Below are 23019 nucleotides of genomic sequence, written 5' to 3' on the forward strand. Positions count from 1 at the left end.
ATTCTTCAAAAAACCTTAAATTCCTTCATACTTTATAAATTTTTTATAAAAATTTATTTTCCATCATATCTTTCCATATACTTAGCATCAGTATTTTGTTTTGTTGCTGGTAGTATTATTTCATCTTTTTCTTCAATTTCAATTTTTATTTCCCTAAGAAGTAATCTCTCTATTACACTATTTTCAGATAACAGGGCAGTCTTAATTTCTTCTGGATTTCCTATCACATAAATATAAAAAGGTGCAAATGTAGTAGTTTCATCTTCAAATCCAATAAATGCCCAATAACATTTAACTGCTGAATTTGGAAGCATTCTATGATCATTTATTGCTACAGCTTGAGCTCCAGCATTTGTTATAGAATTTAAAACTTGAGCAAGATCATTATCATGTATCGTTTTTCTAAGAACTTGAATTTCTGTATCTAAATCAAGATCGTAATCACCATCTTGCATCTTTATAATCAAGCCTGGCCCTTTAATAGTAGTTATTCCACTTAAAGCTCCGTAATCAACTAGTTGATTTTTCATATCTTCAACGAGCTTCTTACTTTTTTCAGGGTCATTTCCATCATATTTACTTATTTTATATCTAAAATCTATATTTTCACTTTTTATACTTTCTATATCTTTATAAAGCTGATTTCGCTCTTCAACAGCTTTTTTATAATCTACTGCATTTAAAGATGATATATTATTAACAACTCCATTTAAATCTATGCTGTTAACAATAATGAATCCTGTAAAAATTGATGCTGCTAAAACAAATATTTTTCCTTTAATAATTTTCATTTATTCACCTCTTTTACGAGATTTTAACCTTTCAATTATTAATCTTCTAATAACAGCAAAGTTATCAAATATTCTCCCTCCAAATACAATAACCGCAGCAATATATATTGGTATTCCTAGCTTATCTCCTAAATAAGCAAGAGCCGCTGCTAAAATAGCATTACCAAAAAATCCTGAAATAAATATATCAGCCTTAAAATTCTTAGACAAAGAAGCTCTTACAGCCCCAAAAACTGAGTCTAAGCAAGCAAGTATTGCAACAGATATGTAAGGAGATAATGTTTCTGGAATGTTAACGTCTAATAATAAACCTAAAAGCACGCCTAATAAAAGTCCTATAAATGCTATCATATTAATTCCCCCTTACTAATTTACTGGTTTTATATACTCATTCTTTAAAGATTGATTTGTTTTATTAATTATTATTTCATCACTTTCTTTTACTTCACAATAGTAGTTTTGTAATGCACCATAATTTAAAACGCCTTGAAAATTAGCAGCTACACTTAATGCCTGCTTATCACCTATTGCTTTAATAACAATCTTTTCTTTAGGGTCTATTTGTCCAGCAGTTCCTATCCAAATCCAATCTCCTGAGTTTTTAATGCCACTTTGAGGTGTTAACCTAAAATCATTAACTGAAATTGCTTCAGCCTTTATATATCTTAATGAATTAACTACATGAACTATTTCATCTTCACTTATACTACTAGATGTACTAATATTAGAACTAAATATATTTGACTTTGGAGTAATTGTTATTATTATTCCTGGTCCCTTTACATCAACTAAGCCTAAATTCATTCTAGCATTATCTAACTGCTTTTTTATTTCAGCTTCTAAATCCCCCTCTTGAGCAGCCGCTTCCTCTAATTGCTTTAACTCTTGGGATAGAGAGCTATTTTCTTTTGTAAGTTCTTCTTTTTCTTTCTTTAATGCATCTATTTCAGCCATTATGTCTAAACTCTGAGTTGCTACATTCATTTTATCTTTTTCATTAAGCAATTTAAACTGATGGGCTAATAAAAATCCTAAAAACGCACAAACAATAGCCACAAAAATTTGTGAAGTTACTTTTTTCATATAAAAATTCCCCCTTTCTATTCACTTTGCTTAATAACAGGTGCTCCATTAAAACTCATATCAATATATCCTTTACTAATTATTCCTTGTTCTATAAGGTTTAACGCAATATTTACCTTATCAATTAAATCAGAACTATCTCCAAGTATTACCTCTACATCTCCTATATAACACACAATATCATTTAAATCAGAAATATTAATTTCTGAGAAATAAAATTCCTCAGGCATAACTTCTATCATTTTATAAAAAGTATCTAATACTTCTGGCAGCTTTTTATCTTCAGTTATCTTATCTCCTACTCCTTTTTCTGTTAAATCTATACCTGTTAACTTAGTTAATTTTCTTCCTTCTAAGCTATCAACTTCCTCTACTATTACCCCATCATTATTAATAGACTTTATTTTACCATTACTTTCAAAATAATATGCTATATTATTTTCTACTATATCTATACTTATTTGATTAATACCTTTTTTTCTTATTTTTACTTCATTTATATATGGATTTTCTTTTAAATCTTTTTCCATTTTATTATAGTCTATAGTAAATATATTTTTTCCAATATTATATTTTAATTTTTCTTGTAAACTTTCATTTGTAACAGTTACTAATCCATTAATATTTATTTTTTTCAAATTAAAAACAGGCGCCTTATATATAAAAATTACAATTCCTATTATAAATACAAAAAAACCTAAAATTATTCTCTTTACTATTTTCTTTTTCCTTTTTTTTCTTACAAATTTATTAACCTTAGTATTCATTTCTCTCCCACTTTTACATAACATTATCAATTATAATAGTATCACTTTTTGGATGTTTTTTCATTATAAATTTTTACTAAATTTAAAGTTTTATAATAAATTAATACTTTCTTAATAGTTTTACACATAAAATTAAAAGAGTGAGTTTAAATATAAAATCACTCTTTTTTAAAGACTATAAATCTTTTCCTTGTATCTGTCTTGATATGTTTAAAAGAATTCCCATAGCCATCATATTAATAACTAATGATGTACCACCATAACTTATAAATGGCATAGGCACTCCAGTAACAGGCATAGAACCTGTTACAACAGCAATATTTATAATTGCTTGAACTGCAATTATAGATGTAATCCCTATGGCTAATAAAGTTCCATAGCTATCCTTTGCTTTAATTGCAACCTTTATTCCTCTCCATACAAAAAATACAAATAAAAATACTATAAATAAACAACCAATCAATCCAAGTTCTTCTCCAATTATTGAAAATATAAAGTCATTATGTGGTTCTGGCATATATAATGTTTTTTGTCTAGACTGACCAAGACCAAGTCCCGTTACACCGCCAGCACCTAAAGCATAAAAAGATTGTATTAATTGATATCCATCTCCAGCTGGATCTTGCCATGGATTTAAAAAATTAAGCATTCTTGCTCTTCTATAATCTTCTCCAAATATAAAGAACATTACTGCTACAAGCAAAACAGGGGCTACTTTTCCAAATAAATCTTGAAATCTTCCTCCTGCAACAAAAAGTAAAATAAAAGTAACTATCATTATTATTGCAGCTATACTTAAGTTTTTCTCTGCTAAAATCATTGCAGCAAAAAAACCTGATACACCTAAATAAGGAACTATTCCAGTCCAAAATTTTTTAACGCCATCACCCTTCGCATCTAAACTCATTGCTAAGAACATTACTACAGCATACTTAGTCAACTCAGATGGCTGAAAAGATAATGGACCTAGTTGAATCCATCTTTTTGCTCCATTTACTGCTGGAAAGAAAAATACTGCAATTAATAAAGGTATAGTTATAATTAAAATATGCGGAGTAATTTTTCTTATTTTGTGATAATCAAAACTAGCCATAAAACTCATTACAACTAATCCAGTAATAGCCCAAATTAATTGTTTTTTCAAATATACCATGCTATCTCCCTCTTTAAACATAGCATAGTATGAACTAGCTGAATATATCATAATCACTCCTATTGCAAGTAAAATAATAACAGCATAAAAAATACCATAGTCAATTTCTCCCATTTTAACTTTTTGCTTTACTGCTCTCATAAAAACTCCTCCAATCAATGATTAAAGGGCTACAAATCCTATAAAGCATAACACTACAGTTATTATTGCAAAAATTGTTACTATTTTAGTTTCACTCCATCCAATTTGTTCAAAATGATGGTGAATTGGTGCCATCTTGAATAACCTTTTTCCTGTAAGCTTATAAGATGCAACTTGTAAAATTACTGATATAGTCTCAAGAACATATATACCACCAACTATAAATAATATTAATGGTAGTTCTAAAATTAAAGCAATTGTCGCTATTGCACCACCTATTGCTAAGGAACCTGTATCACCCATAAATACCTTTGCTGGATATGCGTTGAATTTTAAGAATCCTAGTAATCCTCCTGCTAAAACAAAAGAAAATACAGCTAACGATTCGTGTCCCATTGTAAATGATACAACACCAAAGAAAGTTAAAACTAAAACACTAACAGTAGAAGCTAATCCATCTAATCCATCAGTTAAATTAACTGCATTTGTTGCACCTGCATAATATACTATAACAAAAGGTATATATAATATTCCTAATGGTATTCTCGTTTCTATAAATGGTATTCTTAAACTAGTTCCTAAATGCACATAACCATAAACTGCTATTGCAGTAGAAAAAATTATTAATAACAACATTTTTTGCCATGCTTTTAAACCTTCATTATCTTTCTTTAATATCTTTAATATATCATCTAAAAATCCAATGAATCCAAAAGCTAATAATGAATATAGTGCAATCATTGCCTCATCTCTAGGATTAAATCTCATTGCCACCGTAACTATTAATGTAGAAATTACAAAAATTAAGCCACCAATAGTTGGCGTTCCGGCTTTTTTTAGATGGCTTTGAGGCCCTTCTTTTCTAATATTTTGACCAAACTTTAATTTAGTCAGCATAGGTATTATTATTGGTCCTAATATAATTGAAATTATAAAAGATAATACTAATCCTATTACTATTTTTGACGTTATAATGTCTATTAACTTATCCCCCATTATTACTGCCTAAATTAGGCAGTTCACCTCCTTTGTTATATTTCCAGCTCTTCTAATGAATTTACTATTTCCTCAAACTTCATTCCTCTTGAAGCCTTTACTAAAATCACATCATTTTCTTTAATAAGTATATTTATATTGCTAATAAAATCATCTTTACTTTCAAAAGTCATTATACTCTCTAAAGAATAACCGTTTTTAAAGCAATCTTTATACTTTCCTATTGCTATCAGCAAATCTAATTTATCCTTTGCATAATAGCCAACCTCACTATGTGCATTTATAGCTTCATCACCAAGTTCATTCATAGTTCCAAGTACAGCCACTTTTCTTCCTTTTTTATAAGAATTTAATACATCAATAGAAGATTTCATTGAATCAGGACTTGCATTGTAACAATCATTAATTATTGTGATTTTATCTTTTTTAATTACTTCTAATCTCATAGAAGTAGCTTCTAGATTTTTAATTCCTTTTTTCATTTCTTCAAGTGATACATTTAATTCTTTTGCTACAGCTATAGCTAACATTGAATTTAAAACATTATGTTTTCCTGCCATAGGTATATTAAATATGAATTCCTGATTATTTTCTTTAACTGAAAAGGTAGTATTATCCTCCTCTAGTATAATATTATAAGCATAAACATCATATTCATGATTATAGCCAATTCTTTTAATTTCAAAACATTTATCATTAATTTTTAATAAATAATTATCTTCACCATTTATAATTAATGTATTATTTTCATCAAAATAATTAAAAATTTCAGATTTAGCTTTTAAAATATTGTCTTGAGTTTTTAAGTTTTCTATATGTGATAACCCAATATTAGTTATAACAGCAATATCAGGTCTTGCACAATTAGCTAGTACATCTATTTCACCAAGATTACTCATTCCCATTTCTAGTACAGCTACATCAATAGAGCTATCTAACTCTAGAATCATAAGTGGTAATCCAATTTGATTATTAAAATTTCCTTTAGTTTTAAAAACCTTATATTTTTCACTTAAAAATGCAGCAATCAAATCTTTTGTAGAAGTTTTACCACAAGAACCTGTAACTCCTACAACCTTTAATCCAAGTTTTTTTCTGTAATAACTTGCAAGATTTAATAGTGCCTTTTCAGAGTTATTTACTTTTATTACTGTACCTAATTCCTTCAATTCTTCTACATTAAATAATACTTCATCTACTATAGCAATAGATGCACCATTTAAAAAGGCCTCTTTTAAAAATTTATTACCATTAAATCTTTCACCTTTTATTGCTAAATAGATATTGCCATTTTCTATTTTTCTTGTATCTATGCAAAGCCTATTAAAGGTCTCTTTTCCCTCTACTATAACTTCACCATCTATTGCTTCTAATAATTCTTTAAAAGATAGTTCCATCCTTACACCTCTAATTTTTTCTTTTATTTGCTAAAACTTCATCTATAACTTCTCTTTCATCAAAATGAACATATCCTTCTGGAGTTATTTGATAGTTTTCATGTCCTTTACCTGCTAATACTATAACATCGCCTTCTTCCGCCATACTTAAAGCTAATTTTATTGCCTCTGATCTATTTTCAATTGCAATATAATTAGTTTTATCTGTTCCTGAAATTATTTCTTTTAGTATTGCCATAGGATCTTCTTCTCTAGGATTATCTGACGTAATTATTGATAAATCAGCAAGTTCAGTTCCAATCCTTCCAATTTCTGCTCTTTTAACTTTATCTCTATCTCCACCACAGCCATAAACTGCAATTAATCTATTTCTTGTATAATCTTTTATTGTTTCTAAAATATTCTTTAATCCATCTGGAGTATGGGCAAAATCTATTATAATATCATAAGGAATATCATATTTATATCCTATTCTTTCACACCTACCTGGAACTACTACATCTAAAAGCCCTTCTTTAATATAATCATTATTTATACCTAAAATATTCATAGCTCCAACAGCACCTAATGCATTATATACATTATATTCACCAGGTAAAATTGAATTAAAATTATCTCCATTAACCTTGAAATGTATATCTCCTTCTTTTAACATAAGATCTGAAGCCTTAAAGTCGCTTTCATCCTTTATTGAATATGTCCTTATTTCCTTATTCCCTATGTTTTCAATATCCCTCACAATTCTATAACCATAGTCATCATCTATATTTATAACGCAAGCTTTACTAATTTCAAACAATTTAAATTTGGCTTTATAATAATTTTCAAAAGACTTATGAAAATCTAAATGATCTCTAGTTAGGTTGGTAAATATTCCAATTTCAAATTCACATCCATAAACTCTATCCAGATATAGAGAGTGAGATGAAACTTCCATAACACAATATTCACAATTTGCTTCAACCATATCTTTAAATAACTTATGAAGCTCTAAAGATTCTGGAGTAGTTCTTTCAGATTTAACTTTCTTCTCTCCAATATAGTTAGCTATAGTTCCTACTAATCCAACTTTTTTGCCAGCTTTTTCTAGCATTGATTTCAATATATATACAGTTGTAGTTTTACCATTAGTTCCAGTTACTCCTATTAATTTTAACTTTTTAGCTGGATGATTATAATAATTAGCAGCCATAGTTGCTAAAGCTTTTCTTCCCTCTTTTACTAATAATACTGTTATTCCTTCTACATCTATATTTATATTTTTTTCACATAATACAACCTTAGCACCAGCTGTAATAGCTTTGAATGCATAGTCATGACCATCTGCTTCGAAGCCTGTAAGACACACAAAAAGATCTCCTTCTTTTATCTTTCTGCTATCATATTGAATATGATTTACATTAATATCTAAGCTTCCACTTAAAATCTCATAGCTTACTCCATCTAATAAATCTAATAACTTCATTTCACCATCTCCTTAATATTCTAAACGAAATCCCTATGTCTTTTGTATATAAATTTAGCATGTGAGTGTCCCACATGCTAATGTAAAGGGATATTCTAATTAATCTCCATATTCTTCATTTAAAATTAATTTAACATTTGTACCTTTTGTAATAATCTCGCCTTTTGAAATACTTTGTTTAACAATAGTACCTTCACCTTCATAAGTAAGGGTAATACCTAAATCATCTAATATTTTAGTTGCTGCCTCTAAAGAGTAACCCCTTAAATCAGGCATAACGACATTTTTATTATAAGGCTCAATTTCTCCTGTGTCTATATTAATCTTAGAATTTTCTTTCACTGTGTATCCCGGATAAGGTTTTACATCTGTTATTATAGACCCATTTCCATCAATATTATACTCTAGATTATATTCTTTTAATATTTTTTTCGCTTCACTTACTTCAAGTCCCCTTATTTCAGGAATAACTACTTCCTTAACTATACTTTCTACATCATCCTTAGGCATTTCTTCACTCATATAATTAAATATATCGGTGAATAATATATTTGCTAAAGGAGCAACTATTTGACCAGCATAGTAAGTACCAGTTCCCGGTTCATCTATTGATATAAAAACAGTAACTTGTGGATCATCTGCTGGTGCAAACCCTGCTAATGATGAAATATATTTTCCCGATTCATATCCTCCGCCATTTGGATTAACTTTTTGAGCTGTTCCAGTTTTTGCTCCTATATGATAACCTTCAACATAAGCTTTACTAGATCCACCATAAGATACTGTTCTTTCTAAATAATCTCTTAATATAGACGTATTACTCTCGCTTAAAACCTCTGTTACCTTTGCTTCAAAAGTTTCTTCAACAACAGTTTCCCCATTTTCATTACTAGAAGTAATCTCTTTCATTATATGTGGTTGGATTAATTTTCCTCCATTAACAATACTATTAAAGGCTGCCATATATTGAACTGCATTTACAGTATTAGTTTGTCCAAATGAAATAGTTGCAAGATCTGCCTCATTAATATTTTCAGTTTTTTTAGTTATCCCCTTTGCTTCACCTGGTAAATCAACTCCACTAACTTGACCAAATCCTAATTTACTTATATATTCATTTAACTTTTCTTTACCAATTTTCTTTCCGATCTCCATAAATCCTACATTACATGAATTTTGTAATATTTCAGGTAATGTTAGAGTACCATGTCCTGATGTTTTCCAGCATTTTATTGTATGAGGTCCAATTTTCAAACTACCATTACATGTAAATGTATCAGACTCATCTACCAATCCTTCTTCTAAATTTCCAATCATAGTCACAACTTTGAATATAGACCCTGGTTCAAATGTATCATTTACCAAGTGATTTCTCCACATTTTTTGTACCTTTTCGGCCAAATTTTCGCCTTCATAATTTTCAGTTCCTTCATAAGGGTTATTAGGATCAAAATCTGGCTTATTTACCATAGCTAATATTTCACCGTTATTTGGATTCATAATTATTATTGAAACTTGCTTTGCTTGATTATCTATATATCCCTTTTCAGCTACCTTTTCCGCAAAAGCCTGCAAATTTGCATCTATAGTTAGTACTAAATCGCTTCCATTTACAGGAGCTGTAAATTCTGAAATTGTATAAGGAAGTTCATCATTATATTTGCTTAATTCTGATATTCTAAGACCTGGAGTTCCTGATAAATAATCATTATACTCAAGTTCAACTCCTGTTAAACCTTGACCATCTATATTAGTGCTTCCTAGTACATGAGCTAAGAAATTTCCATTTGGATAGTATCTTTTTGTATCTGGAGATACTATAATTCCTGGTATGTTTAAATCTTTAACTTTATCTGCAGGTTCCTTTTCAATTCTTCTTACTAAAATTGCAGCTCCAGCATCAGAACCACTAGGCAGCTTAGTATTTAACTTATCTAGAACCTTCTGTTCATCCATTCCTAAAGCCTCTGATATTTTGGGAGCTATATCATTATTAGTTAAATTTTCTTTTCTTAAGTGAGCTCTAATAGAGTTTAAATCAAAATCAACTCTATATACATTAGCAGATACAGCAAGTTCAACACCATTTCTATCTAAAATTCTTCCTCTTCTTGCATCAATTTTTACTTCACTAGTCCATTGTTCTTCTGCCTTTGCTGAATACTCTTCTCTCTTAACTATCATTATATACGATAGTCTTATTACTAAAAGAGCAAATAAACATATTAATGTTGTAAGCGCTAATGATATTCTTTTTTTCATTAGCGCTTTATCTCTATAATTCTTTCTATTCACATCAATGCCTCCATGTAATTAATTAAAACATGTAGAGTATCATACTCTTTATCTGGCAAGTGTACTATTTCATTCCTTATGTTACTCTCTAATATTAGCAAAAAAATCTTTAGTTATATTTACTGTGATAGTATCATCTATTTGTGGAATTTTCATACCAGCTTCAGTAGCAGCTGATTTTACATCTCCAAGAGAAGAATATTTTAATAAGTTTACTCTTAGAGCTTCCCCTTCTGCAGTAACAGTTTTTATCTCACTTTTAACGTTAGTTAAATCATTTTGCATTTTAAAAACTTTACCGTCTCTTGCTATTGTTAATACTCCTAAAACTAGAGCAATAGATGCAACTTGTAATATATTTTTAACTACAGATTTTTTAGCATTTCTTTCTCTTCTTTGTTGCTCTCTTCTTTGTCTTTCAAGATTCTCTCTTTCTTTTCTTCTTTTTACTTCGTCATACTTTCTCTTTGGGTTTAGAGCTGTATTTCCTCTTATATATTCATATTCCTTATTAACCATTTTATTACATCCCCCATATTATTTTACTTAATTTTTTTAAATTTTCTCCACTACTCTTAATTTAGCACTTCTACTTCTTGGATTTTCATCAACTTCTTCTTTAGATGGATCTATAGCTTTTCTAGTAATTATCTTTACTTTAGCTTTTCCACCACAAACACATATTGGAAATTCCTTAGGACAAGTACATGCAGTAGCTAATTCTTTAAATTTAAGTTTTACTATTCTATCTTCTAAAGAATGGAAGGTTATTATAGCCATTCTTCCACCTTTATTTAATCTATTCACCCCATCTTCAATAGCTTTATTTAATATAGAGAGTTCACTGTTTACTTCTATTCTAATAGCTTGAAAAGTTCTTTTAGCTGGATGAGGACCTTCTCTCCTTGCTTTTGCTGGTATAGCAGCTTTAATTATTTCAACCAATTCCAGTGTAGTTTCTATTGGTTTATTTTCTCTATTTTCCACAATAAATCTTGCTATTCTTTTAGCAAACTTTTCTTCTCCATAATCTCTAATTATTCTATAGATTTCTTCTTCTTCATAATCATTAATGACTTCATAGGCAGACAAAGAATTTTCTCTATTCATTCTCATATCTAAAGGTGCATCTTGCATATAACTAAATCCTCTATCACCTTTATCTAATTGATAAGAAGATACTCCAAGATCCATTAACATTCCATCTATTTTCTCTATTTGCAAATTATTTAAAATAGAGTCTATATTATAAAAATTGCTATGTACAAACTTTACATTATTAAAGTTTTGTAACCTTAAGCCTGCGGCTTTTAAAGCATCTTTATCCTGATCTATCCCTATTAAAAGTCCATCTTCAGATAATTCTTTTAGTATTTCTGAAGAATGTCCCCCACCACCTAAAGTTCCATCTACATAAATTCCATTTTCTTTAATATTCAATCCCTCAATGCACTCGTTTAAAAGTACGGATACATGTTTAAATTCCATAATAATTCTCCTTATATTCCTAAATCACTCATCTTTTCAGCAATAGAGTCAAAATCTATATCCGATTCATTATATTCTTCCCACTTTTCCTTACTCCAAATTTCAACTCTAGTTAATACCCCTATACTTACTATTTCCTTTTCAATACATGCATATTCCTTTAAATTCTGAGGAATTAAACCTCTTCCTTGCTTATCTACATCAATTTCACAAGCACCAGAAAAAAAGAATCTAACAAATGCTCTTGCATCTTTATTAGTAAGTGGTAAAGATTTTAACTTTGATTCTAAAGCCTTCCATTCTTCCATTGGGTATGCATAAAGACATCCATCTAACCCCTTAGTAATAACAAACTTATTACCAAGACCTTCTCTTAATTTTGAAGGAACTATCATTCTATTTTTTGCATCTAACCCATGTTGATATTCTCCAATAAACATCTTCAATCCTACCTTAAAATGAAATTCTCCACCACTTTTAACCACTTTAAACCACTTTATACTATTATTTTATTATTTTTCTAGGAATACTTCAAGGATTATTTGTATTTTTAGTATTACTTATTTTCAAATAAAAAAATAGATAAATATTATATTCCTTGCGACCTCGCAAGCTCCAAGTCGCCGTCATACAATATTTATTTCTTTATACACTGAAGGTAATAATTCCTCATTCCTCGGAATTATGAATTTTTGTTATGTTTATAGAGATTCCAAGCCGTTACATAATTAATAGATGCACTTAAAAGCTAAAGGAAGAAAATTATAAAAGGTATGAAATTTATATAAATTTCATACCTTTTAAATAATATATTTTATATATTAAAGCTTTTATACGTTAAATCTAAAATTAACAACGTCTCCATCTTTCATAACATAATCTTTTCCTTCTAATCTATAAAGACCTTTTTCTTTAGCAGCAGCTTCTGATCCGCATTCAAGTAAATCATCATAAGAAACTATTTCAGCTCTAATAAATCCTCTTTCAATATCTGAATGTATTTTACCAGCAGCTTGTGGTGCTTTTGTTCCTTCTTTTATTGTCCAAGCTCTTACTTCTTGAACACCTGCTGTTAAATAACTAATTAATCCTAACAATCTATAACTTGCTCTTATAAGTTTATCTAATCCTGATTCTGTCAATCCATACTCACTTAACATTTCAAGTTTTTCTTCATCTTCTAATCCTGATAGTTCTTCTTCAAGTTTAGCACATACTACAACTACTTCTGAATTTTCACTTTCTGCATGAGCTTTCACCTTTTGAACATACGCATTATTTGTATTACCTTCCATCATATCATCTTCTGATATATTACAAGCATATAAAACCGGCTTTGAAGTTATTAAGAATAATCCTTTAATAATTTCTTCTTCCTCTTCAGTAACTTCTAATGTTCTTATCGGTAAGTTTTTTTCTAAATGTGCCTTTACCTTTTCCATTAAAGCATATTCTTCTTTTGCTTTTTTATCCCCTGATCTAACTTGTTTCATAGATCTTTCCATTCTTCTTTCAAGGACTTCTAAATCAGCAAATATAAGCTCTAAATTAATAGTTTCTATATCTCTAATAGGATCTACGGAACCTTCAACATGCACAACATTTCCATCATCAAAACATCTAACAACATGTACTATCGCTGATACTTCTCTAATATGAGATAAGAACTTATTCCCTAACCCTTCACCTTTCGATGCTCCTTTAACTAATCCAGCTATATCATAAAATTCAACAGCAGTATATACCTTTTTCTTAGTATTATACATTTTTTCTAAAACATCTAATCTTTTATCCGGTACACTAACTACTCCTACATTTGGTTCTATAGTGCAAAACGGATAGTTTGCTGATTCTGCTCCAGCTTTTGTAATTGCATTAAATAAAGTACTTTTACCAACATTAGGTAAACCAACTATTCCTAAATTCATCTATGTACATTCCTTTCCTTACATAATCACATCTTAACATCTTTAAAATTATACTCTACTCTAAGAATTATTTCAATATATAAAGATGCTTAGGTAAATTAATAGGATATTTACTGTCTATTTCCAGTGTAAAAGATATATTTTAGATAAAAATAATATTATAGGAGGTGAGTATTTTGAAGATAATAAAAAAAATAACAATATCTTTACTTATATTATTTTTAGGATTTAACTTAAATATTCAAAAAGCCCTAGCTTCAGATGATTTAGAATTAAATTGGTATTTTGTAAATAGACAAAATGGAACAACTCCTGAATCCCCAAAGGAATCAGCTGGCTTTTTCAATGACTATGGAGCTTATTTTGTAGGTGATACTAATTCTAAAGTAATTTATTTAACTTTCGATGAAGGTTATGAGAATGGTAATACTCCCAAAATACTGGATACTTTAAAGGAAGAGCAAGTTCCGGCAGCCTTTTTTGTAGTAAAACCATATATAAAGCAAGAAGGAGATATAGTTAAAAGAATGGTTGAAGAAGGTCATTTAGTATGTAACCACACATCTCATCATCCATCTATGGCTAGTATAAAAGACAACGAAAAATTTAAACTAGAATTTACTGAAGTTGAAGATGAGTTTAAAGCTTTAATAGGTGAAGATATGCCTAAACTTTTTAGACCACCTATGGGTAAATACTCTAAGAACTCATTAAAGAAAACTCAGGACCTAGGATATAAAACTATTTTTTGGAGTTTTGCATATAAAGATTGGTTAGTTGATAATCAACCTGAGGAAAATGCAGCAATAAAAAAAATAGTAAATGGTGCTCATCCAGGATGTATAATGCTATTGCATGCTGTATCTGACACTAATGCTAAAATATTAAAAAACGTAATTCAAGAGTTAAAAGCTCAAGGATATGAGTTTAAATCATTAAATGAATTGCCATAAAAAAATATAGTCTCACAGGAGACTATATTTTTTTAGGGTAAATTATTTTTTCTACTTCATTAAGCAAATTACATTTCTTTACATAAGAATCATTTGTAATATTAGTACATTTATTTTCTATTTCAAAAACAATATCTTCATTTCTTAAATAATTTAAATTTATCTTGACATTAATTATAGAACTTTCAATAGCTGAATGTAATAAACTAATTGCAACACCTGCATCTGATATTAAATTCTTATTTCCAAATTTTATAGCAAAATCAATATTATTATAAAATTTTAAACATTCTTCAGCTAGTTCTAAAGGACTTTCCATTGCTTTAATAGTGAATTCTTTTATTTTGTCTTTTCTAAACTTAACTTCTTCCTCTGTAGATTTTGGTAACTTATAACATTCCATTAATCCCAAGAAGTCTTTTCTATCTCTTTCCATAAATTCTTGAGATAATTTAATAAAATCTTTTGTCTCATCATGTAATCTTAACATCTCTTCTTTTTCTTCGTCACTAAGATTTTCATAAACTTTCTTTCCTATAGTAAGTGAATACACCATAGAGTTTAAACTAGCAGCAAGTGCTGAAACTAACGCAGCAGTACTTCCTCCACCTGGAGATGGTTCACTTGAGGATAGTTCATTTAAAAATTCATCAATACTATAATCCTTAAATAGCATAATCATAACCTTCCTTCTAACAATGAATTATATACCTCTAATATTTCATTAGTAATTTTACTCTTAGAAAATCTTTTTATACATTCATCTCTAATTTCTTCTGGCTTATATAAATTTATATTATTCATAATGTAAATCATTGCATTTCCTAAATCATCAATATCATTAATTTTAACTATTAATCCATTATTAGAATTAATAATATCTTCTGCTCCACCATTAAAAGCTCCAATAACTGGCTTTCCTGAAGCCAAAGCTTCAATATATACTACTCCAAAAGTCTCATACTTAGAAGCTAATACAAATGCATCACATAAACTCATATAATCAGAAACCTCTTTTCTTGATAAAGCTCCTAAAAATTCTATTTGACTATCAATTTTAAGTTCCTTAGATAGATTAATTAAGAATTCCTTTTGACTACCTTCTCCACCTATAAGTAACTTTGCATTACTATTTTTAAAATATTTGCTGAAAGACTTAATTAAAACATCCATTCCCTTTTCCCCCTCTAAAAAGGCTAATGAAAAAAAAGTAAATGTGTTGTTTTTATTTTCACTAATATAAAAATTCTCTACAGGAGTTAAGTTATGTATTACCCTTATATCATTTCTTCCTGAAAACTCGCTCATTTCTTTTTTCAATCCATTTCCTACTGCAATTAATACATCAGCATCTAAATAGGATTTTTTTATAAATGGTTTATAACTTTCCTTAATATATACAGCTTTTTCTAAAGAAGAATGTTCTGTTATAACTAAAGGAATATTATATTTTTTTGAAATATAAGCAGCACTAATACCTGCCCAAAAGGAAGATTGACAATGTATCAAATCTATCTTACCTTCTTTTTTAACTATTTCATTATATAATTTATCTAATCTTTTATTGAATATATTAAACATTTTCGGATTTTTAGGTAAATAATTAAAATTCTTATACCTATAAGTTCTTAAGTTTTCTTCAATTTTAAAACTAAGTCCTATTTTTTCTTTAACTTTAAATAGTAATGTTAGAGGCCAAATTTCATTATATGCTACCGTAACTTTTACACCACTTTCTTGAATTGCTAAAGCCTGTTCTTTAAAAAAACTACCATGAACAGAATTCCTTTTATTATGATACCATGAAGGTATAAACATAACGTGCATATTAATCCTCCCTTAGAATAGAATCTAACCTTTTAGATATATTTTCCCACTCATATTCCTCTACTTGATTAGATTTTTCATTTTTAATAATTTTATCACATACCTCTATTATAGAATTCTTAATAGACTCATCATTATTTTTAGAAACACTACACTTATCTAAATCATTAACTACATCAATAATTGGATCATTTTCATCACCTAAAATTACTAATATATATCCATAGCATCCAAAATAATCATATATTTTTGCAGGTATTTGCTTAGAATTCTTATTTCCAAATAACAATAACACATCAGCATTTATCATATAACTTAAAGCTTCATTATATGGAATTCTATTAGAAACTTTTACATTATCTATTTCCAATAATTCTTCTTTAACTTCATTATTATCTATATTCCCAAAGAATAAAATGTTCAACTTATTATATAGATCGCCATTTTCATTTTTCATCTTATTAATAGCTTTTATGAAAGGTCTTATATCTCTAAGTTTTGAAAAAATTTCTCCTGCGTAAACTAAATTAATTTTTTCTTTGTTAATCAACTTAGGAATTTCATTTTTTTCTATTTCCTTATATACTTTATCATCATATCCTCTAGTTATTATAAAAGTATTATCCTTTTTAAGGTTATAAGTTTTTATATAATCATCTCTATTAGCTTTAGTTACAAAAATATGTTTATTAGCTAAATTAACTATTTTCTTCTCATAATAACCTTCAAATTTTCTTCTTATAAGAGTTGAGCTGTCTCTTGTAGAATCTTTAAGCCAAGGATCACTCCAATAAGCTATCCATTTAAGGCTTTTGAAATTTTTTTTAATTTTATAAGCACATATATGGCTTGAAGGTGGCTCGTGCATAGAAAACATTACATCAAAGTTTTCTTTTGCCATTAATCTAACTCCATATTTACTTGCATTTATAGCCCAATACAAATACATATCTGGCACTGCAAATATTTTTTTAATTTTTCTTAATAGACCTTTTATCTTTAAATTTAATTTATTAACTTCGGTAACAACTTCACCTTTTTTCTTCTTAGGCATAATTTTTTCAAAAATTATGCCTCCAGAAATTATATGTAACTTTATCCTCGGATCTAACATACTAAATATATATTCATCATAATAAATTGAGTTTGGAGGAAAGTTTACAGTTAAAAGATGAATTTCATTTTCTTCAAACTTAGCTAAATTATTCAAATATTGAAGAGTTTCTATAGATGCCGAATTATTAATTAATGGCGAATAGCATGCTATAAATAGAATTTTCATTAACTATCCCCTCCTTACAAATTTTTCTCTAATAATACTTAACACTTCTTCAAATTCTTCTATATTAATAACTTTACATAAAACAAAGAATATAATAGCTCCTATAGTACCGTCTACTAAAATAAATATAAATGAACTATTTATATTTATTAATTTATTTAAATAATAAAGTACTACTATCATAATTGACGAACTTATTATTATTTTAAATATTTTTAACAAGAGTTCACCAACATTAAAAGAACCTATCAATTTTCTTGTAGAATTCAATAGTAATATTGCTATTATGAATGCGGATATAGATGTAGCTATTGCAATTCCAAGCACTCCAAAATATTTAGATAAAGTAATACTTAAAACTATATTAATAACAACTCCAATTATTCCATTTAAGGCTGTTATCTTTGTTTTTTTCATTGAAAATAAAGAAGAATTCAATATATCTCTTATCCCTGCAAAAGGTAACTGAATTGAATATCCTAATAGGGCCATGGAAGTAAGAATAACAGCATTAGAATCAAATTTTCCTCTTTCATATATTAGCTTTACAATGTCATTACTTAAGAAAATAACTCCAAAAGTAATTGGTACTAAGAATATACAAATTATTACTATTGATTTACTTAAATATTTTAAAAATCCTTCCTTATCTCCCTCATTAAGTCTATTAGCCATAATAGGATAGACTACTGAGACTAAAGAGGTTGTAATAGCAGTATTTGCAAATTGTATTATTCTTTGAGAATACTCTAAAGCTGCCATAGATCCTGTAACTAAACCTGAGGCTACACTTTTATCCACTAACATATTTATAGAATTTGCACCTGCTCCAATTATTACTGGAACTATTAATTTCATCATCCTTTTGAATTTTTCATCTTTCAAATCAACGAAAAGCTTTATCTTATATCCTTGCTTATATAGTGAAGGAATTTGCACCATAACTCTTAATAAATTTCCTAATACATTAGCCACAGCTAATCCAATAACGCTAACATCCTTAAACAATATTAAATAAATAATTATAGGAAAATTAAAAAATAATCCTAATAATGACGGTATTATAAAATCCTCACAAACTTGTAATATAGATGCAAAGCAAGAATTAATACAAAGGAAAATAACATTAATTAATGTTATCCTTGTTAGGAAAATAGTTAACGCCATTTTTTCATTAGAGAAATTAGGAACAAATATATTAACTATTTCTTTTGTAAAGATTAATCCTAAAATTATAACAAATATAGATAATATAGATAGAATATCAATAACATTATTCGCAAAACTAAACATCTCTTCTTTACTTTTATTATGTTTAATTTCACTTAACATAGGAATAAATGTAGTTGAGATAGCAAGGCCAACAATCATAAATACTGATTCAGGTATAGCAACAGAAGCTATATAAATATCATAAGATCCTTCTACCCCAAAATGATAGGCTGCTAAAATATCTCTACCAAATCCAATAACTCTACTTAAAATAGTAATTACCATAACTATAAATGTTGCTTTAAAAACTTTATTTTTACTCATAATCTACTTTTTTCCTCTTATAACAAGTAATAAAAATTTAGGGATACTTCCTAATCTTTTAATTCTCCATGGCTCTTTTAAAACTCTATATAACCATTCTAATCCTAATTTTATCATCCATTTTGGAGCTCTATTAACCTTTTCAGCAATTACATCAAAGCTACCTCCAACTCCCATAAATATTTTACAAGGTAATTCATCCATATATCTTACTATAAATTCTTCTTGTCTTGGACATCCCATTGCTACAAAAATAGCATGAGGTTTTTTCTCCTTGATTTCATTTATTATTTCAATAGGATTATTAATGTCAAAAAAACCATTTTTATATCCTGTAATATTTATACCTGGATACTTTATTACTAAATTAGCTACACACGCCTTTAAATTTTCATCTGTAGTTCCAAGTAAATATATACTCTTATTTTCCAAAGAGGCTTTATTAACAATTTCTTTCATTAAATCTATACCTGCAATTTTTTCTTTAACAGGAGTTTTTAAAATTTTTGAAGCTATTTGAACACCCACACCATCAGGTATAATAAAAGAATCCTTTGATGTAAAGTTTTCAAATAATACTTTATTATTTAATCCAGTATATAAAACTTCAGGATTACCTGATATTATATGAATTTTATTAAATCCATTAACATAATTAACAGCATCTACTAAGCTATTTTTAAAAACTTTGTACCCTAATACATCAATAAAGTTATTATCTTCCATCTTATCTCCTTAATAATTAAAAAGTAAAATTATCCATAATTATAATATCATATTTACCTGCATTGCTAAAGTAAATACTTATAATACATAAATTGGGCTGTCGCAAGAGACAGCCCGTTTAATATTACTTATTCAGCATTTTCTCTAAATCCTTAACTATTTCATCTTCTGGATTTAATTTTTTAGCAATTTCTAAATGTAATTTAGCCTCTTCATAGTTATTTAAATTCATATAACACATAACTATATTAGTACATATTTCTACTTCCTTAGTTACTTCAAAAGCCTTTTTAAAATATTTTATTGCAGTCTCAAAGTCATTTATACAAGCATAATTTATACCTAATTCAACAACTACTTCGTAAATTCCACTTTCTCTTTCTAAACTTTCATTTAAATAATATATAGCCTTTTCATAATTTTCTAATCTTCTATACGCTACACCTAAATAATAGTAAATTAAAGGATTGTTATCAAAATTATCTAGTAGTTCTAATAAAATCTTTATAGTTTTATCTGGATCATCTTTTAAGTGATCAATAGCTATTTCATAATTTGAAACATTATTTATATCCTCTAATAACACTTTTATTTCTTCTGTAACTTTACCACCTAAATTTATATATTCATTAATTGCAACTTTAGCTGCCTTATAATCATCATTATCTTTTAATACTAATGCTTTATATAGATAGGCTTCTGGAATTTTCAATAAATGCTCTTCACAGTATTGAATATCATTTAATAATATATCTTTAAATCCACTATCTTTTTCTCTTATGCTTTCACCTACTAATAATAGCCTTTTCATGATCTCTATATCTTTTGAAAATCTATAATATCCTTTTAAAAGTAGATATCCATCAACAAGATTATCATCTTTAATCTTCTTAGCTATTATGCTTTTTATACAATTATCAGTATCCTTTATGTACGATAATATTAATTCATAGTCATCATTAAATCTTAATTTCTCATCAGCCCCTATAGCTAAAAACATTCCTTCTATAAAATAATATATTGGTAAGTTTTTTATTTTAATCTCATCTTGAATATTATTAGTAATATAATCAGAAGAAATAGGTAAATATAATTCCTTATTATCAAAAGAAATATAACTTGGTATACCAACATTTCTTTTAAAACCCTCTTTATCTATTTCTAAGAATAATAATTTCCCTAATTTTTCCTTAAAAACTGAATTATAATCCAAATAGATTCCTCCTTTATCTTGGCTTAATATAAATAATACTATATATTTATGAAGCTTTCAAATCTCATTTTTAAATTCTACAAAGTTATTTAAAATATAACTATTTTAATTTAAAAGAAAAAGTGGAAGTCTATTTACTATAAGAATAAACAAATAGCTCTAGACATTCCACTAATATTAATATTAATTTAACTTTTCATTTATTAATTTAACTACTTCTTCTTTAAAGCTTTCAAGCTTTTCTCCTGAATCATTTAATCCTGTTCCTTGAACTGCTATATAAGCTTTCATCTTAGGTTCAGTTCCTGAAGGTCTAACTACAAACCATGATCCGTTATCTAAAATAAACTTAAGAACATTTGATTTTGGAAGATTTATGTCCTTCTTTTCTCCGCTTTCTATATCTTCTTCAATTCTTAGCTTATAGTCATACTTAGTATTAACTTTAACGCCATTAATTTCTACAAGTTTTTCGTTTCTTAAAGAGTCAATACAGTTAGCTATTTTTTCTGCGCCTTCTTTCCCCTTTAATTCAAATGATACTAAAGCTTCTTTAAAATAACCATACTTTTCATATAAATCTATTAATCCATCATAAAGGCTTTTTCCTTTTTCCTTATAATATAAAGTCATTTCTGCAATTAACATAGATGCTATTACTGCATCCTTATCTCTTACAAAATCTCCTGCTAAATAACCATAACTTTCTTCAAATCCAAAAAGATAAGTTTTATTGTTATTTTCTTTAAAACCTTGAATTTTTTCTCCTATATATTTAAACCCTGTTAAAACTTCCATGATTTCAATATTATATGATTCTGCTATCTTCTTAGCTCCATCTGTAGTTACTATAGTCTTAATAACTACTCCATTATCAGGTAATCTTTTTTCTTCTTTTAATGCGTCTAGAATATATTGTGTTAATAATAATCCTGTTTGATTACCTGTTAAAACTCTATATTCTCCTTCACTGTCTTTAACAACTACACCTATTCTATCACAATCAGGATCTGTTGCAAAAATTACATCTGGATTTTCTTCCTTAGCCATTTCTAATGCTAACTTAAATACTGCTGGTTCTTCTGGATTTGGATAAGATGCTGTTGGGAAGTTTCCATCTGGCATCTCTTGTTCTTTAACTACTGATACTCCAGTATAACCAAGCTCCTTTAAAACTCTTCTTACAGGCATATTTCCTGATCCATGTATTGGTGTATAAATTACCTTTAAATCTTTAGCCTTAGCTTCTACTAACTCTTTTCTTATAGCTAAAGACTTTACTGCATCTATATACGCCTTATCTACAGCTTCACCAATATAAACTAATAAATTCTTTTCAATTGCTTCTTCTTCAGAAATAGTTTTAATCATATCAAAATTATTGATTTTATTTACTTCAGTTATGATAATATTTGCTTTTTCATCTGTTACTTGACCACCAAACTCATCATAAACTTTATAACCATTATATTCCTTAGGATTATGTGAAGCTGTAACTACTATACCGCCAATACAATCTAAATGTCTTACTGCAAAAGAAAGCATTGGTGTAGGTCTTAAATCTTCATATAAGTACACTTTAACATTATTAGCACAAAGAGTTAAAGCTGCTGCCTTAGAAAACTCCTTAGACATATTTCTTGAATCATAAGCAATTGCTACTGCTGGATTTTCAAATCTTCCATTTAAGTAATTAGCAAAACCTTGAGTTGCTTTAGATACAGTATATATATTCATTCTGTTACTTCCTGCTCCAATAACCCCTCTAAGTCCACCTGTCCCGAACTCAAGATCCTTATAAAATCTATCTTCAATTTCTGTTTCATCTTTAATTTGTCTTAATTCATCTTTCATCTTCTCATCAATAACACTTGATGTTAACCAATCATTATATTTATCCTTATATAACATTTTATACCTCCTAAACTACTTAATAATCAGGTAATATTATACACTAAAGAAATAGATTTTGGAATAA

21 protein-coding genes are annotated in these 23019 nt (G+C 27.9%); 1 reads left to right on the plus strand and 20 read right to left on the minus strand.

Annotated features, from left to right (window positions below):
- Nucleotides 1-53 precede the first annotated feature (53 nt).
- From ACQPUY_RS00810 to ychF, 13 genes are all read right to left on the minus strand, one after another.
- Nucleotides 54-791, minus strand: coding sequence for a DUF881 domain-containing protein (locus ACQPUY_RS00810; RefSeq protein ID WP_430838976.1), 738 nt, complete (start codon nucleotides 789-791; stop codon nucleotides 54-56).
- Complete coding sequence (locus ACQPUY_RS00815; RefSeq protein ID WP_430838978.1) at nucleotides 792-1142, minus strand: small basic family protein; 351 nt, start codon at nucleotides 1140-1142, stop codon at nucleotides 792-794.
- Nucleotides 1143-1157: 15 nt separating this feature from the next.
- Entirely contained in the window at nucleotides 1158-1874 is a 717-nt protein-coding gene (locus ACQPUY_RS00820) for a DUF881 domain-containing protein (RefSeq protein WP_430838979.1), read from the minus strand.
- A gap of 17 nt (nucleotides 1875-1891) precedes the next feature.
- Nucleotides 1892-2641, minus strand: a complete 750-nt coding sequence (locus ACQPUY_RS00825; RefSeq protein ID WP_430838980.1) for a cell division protein FtsQ/DivIB — start codon at nucleotides 2639-2641, stop codon at nucleotides 1892-1894.
- Between the two features lie 175 nt (nucleotides 2642-2816).
- Entirely contained in the window at nucleotides 2817-3935 is a 1119-nt protein-coding gene (gene spoVE / locus ACQPUY_RS00830) for a stage V sporulation protein E (RefSeq protein ID WP_430838981.1), read from the minus strand.
- Between the two features lie 21 nt (nucleotides 3936-3956).
- Entirely contained in the window at nucleotides 3957-4931 is a 975-nt protein-coding gene (gene mraY / locus ACQPUY_RS00835) for a phospho-N-acetylmuramoyl-pentapeptide-transferase (protein ID WP_430838982.1), read from the minus strand.
- Nucleotides 4932-4966: 35 nt separating this feature from the next.
- Nucleotides 4967-6328, minus strand: a complete 1362-nt coding sequence (locus tag ACQPUY_RS00840) for a UDP-N-acetylmuramoyl-tripeptide--D-alanyl-D-alanine ligase (RefSeq protein WP_430838983.1) — start codon at nucleotides 6326-6328, stop codon at nucleotides 4967-4969.
- Between the two features lie 10 nt (nucleotides 6329-6338).
- Complete coding sequence (locus tag ACQPUY_RS00845) at nucleotides 6339-7793, minus strand: UDP-N-acetylmuramoyl-L-alanyl-D-glutamate--2,6-diaminopimelate ligase (RefSeq protein ID WP_430838984.1); 1455 nt, start codon at nucleotides 7791-7793, stop codon at nucleotides 6339-6341.
- A gap of 99 nt (nucleotides 7794-7892) precedes the next feature.
- Nucleotides 7893-10088, minus strand: coding sequence for a stage V sporulation protein D (locus ACQPUY_RS00850; protein ID WP_430838985.1), 2196 nt, complete (start codon nucleotides 10086-10088; stop codon nucleotides 7893-7895).
- A gap of 81 nt (nucleotides 10089-10169) precedes the next feature.
- On the minus strand, nucleotides 10170-10607 hold the full coding sequence (locus ACQPUY_RS00855) for a cell division protein FtsL (RefSeq protein WP_430838986.1): 438 nt from the start codon (nucleotides 10605-10607) through the stop codon (nucleotides 10170-10172).
- Between the two features lie 36 nt (nucleotides 10608-10643).
- A complete protein-coding gene (rsmH, locus tag ACQPUY_RS00860; protein ID WP_430838988.1) occupies nucleotides 10644-11576 on the minus strand; it encodes a 16S rRNA (cytosine(1402)-N(4))-methyltransferase RsmH in 933 nt (310 codons plus the stop codon).
- 11 nt (nucleotides 11577-11587) lie between these two features.
- Entirely contained in the window at nucleotides 11588-12016 is a 429-nt protein-coding gene (gene mraZ, locus ACQPUY_RS00865; protein ID WP_430839515.1) for a division/cell wall cluster transcriptional repressor MraZ, read from the minus strand.
- 390 nt (nucleotides 12017-12406) lie between these two features.
- On the minus strand, nucleotides 12407-13504 hold the full coding sequence (gene ychF / locus ACQPUY_RS00870) for a redox-regulated ATPase YchF (RefSeq protein ID WP_430838989.1): 1098 nt from the start codon (nucleotides 13502-13504) through the stop codon (nucleotides 12407-12409).
- A 200-nt stretch (nucleotides 13505-13704) separates the two neighbouring features.
- On the opposite strand from ychF, the gene pdaA reads away from it, so the two are divergent.
- Entirely contained in the window at nucleotides 13705-14457 is a 753-nt protein-coding gene (gene pdaA, locus ACQPUY_RS00875) for a delta-lactam-biosynthetic de-N-acetylase (protein ID WP_430839516.1), read from the plus strand.
- 22 nt (nucleotides 14458-14479) lie between these two features.
- On the opposite strand, the gene ACQPUY_RS00880 is transcribed toward pdaA, so the two are convergent.
- The 7 genes from ACQPUY_RS00880 to ACQPUY_RS00910 form a co-directional block, all read right to left on the minus strand.
- Nucleotides 14480-15139: a cyclodeaminase/cyclohydrolase family protein gene (locus ACQPUY_RS00880; protein ID WP_430838991.1), complete on the minus strand. Its 660-nt coding sequence runs from the start codon at nucleotides 15137-15139 to the stop codon at nucleotides 14480-14482.
- On the minus strand, nucleotides 15136-16284 hold the full coding sequence (locus ACQPUY_RS00885; protein ID WP_430838992.1) for a glycosyltransferase: 1149 nt from the start codon (nucleotides 16282-16284) through the stop codon (nucleotides 15136-15138). The genes ACQPUY_RS00880 and ACQPUY_RS00885 overlap by 4 nt, the downstream gene beginning before the upstream one ends.
- Before the next feature lies 1 nt (nucleotide 16285).
- Nucleotides 16286-17566 (minus strand): glycosyl transferase group 1, encoded by a 1281-nt coding sequence (locus ACQPUY_RS00890; protein WP_430838993.1) that lies wholly within the window; start codon nucleotides 17564-17566, stop codon nucleotides 16286-16288.
- 3 nt (nucleotides 17567-17569) lie between these two features.
- On the minus strand, nucleotides 17570-19102 hold the full coding sequence (gene murJ, locus ACQPUY_RS00895) for a murein biosynthesis integral membrane protein MurJ (RefSeq protein WP_430838994.1): 1533 nt from the start codon (nucleotides 19100-19102) through the stop codon (nucleotides 17570-17572).
- A gap of 3 nt (nucleotides 19103-19105) precedes the next feature.
- The gene (locus tag ACQPUY_RS00900; RefSeq protein ID WP_430838995.1) at nucleotides 19106-19828 is read right to left on the minus strand and encodes a WecB/TagA/CpsF family glycosyltransferase; all 723 of its coding nucleotides are present in this window, start codon (nucleotides 19826-19828) and stop codon (nucleotides 19106-19108) included.
- A gap of 124 nt (nucleotides 19829-19952) precedes the next feature.
- Nucleotides 19953-21041, minus strand: coding sequence for a tetratricopeptide repeat protein (locus tag ACQPUY_RS00905; RefSeq protein ID WP_430838997.1), 1089 nt, complete (start codon nucleotides 21039-21041; stop codon nucleotides 19953-19955).
- A gap of 183 nt (nucleotides 21042-21224) precedes the next feature.
- Entirely contained in the window at nucleotides 21225-22952 is a 1728-nt protein-coding gene (locus ACQPUY_RS00910; protein WP_430838998.1) for a phospho-sugar mutase, read from the minus strand.
- Between the last annotated feature and the right edge of the window lie 67 nt (nucleotides 22953-23019).

Origin of the sequence: Clostridium nigeriense (assembly GCF_050585245.1) — a bacterium.
Classification (GTDB): Bacteria; Bacillota; Clostridia; order Clostridiales; family Clostridiaceae; genus Clostridium; species Clostridium nigeriense_A.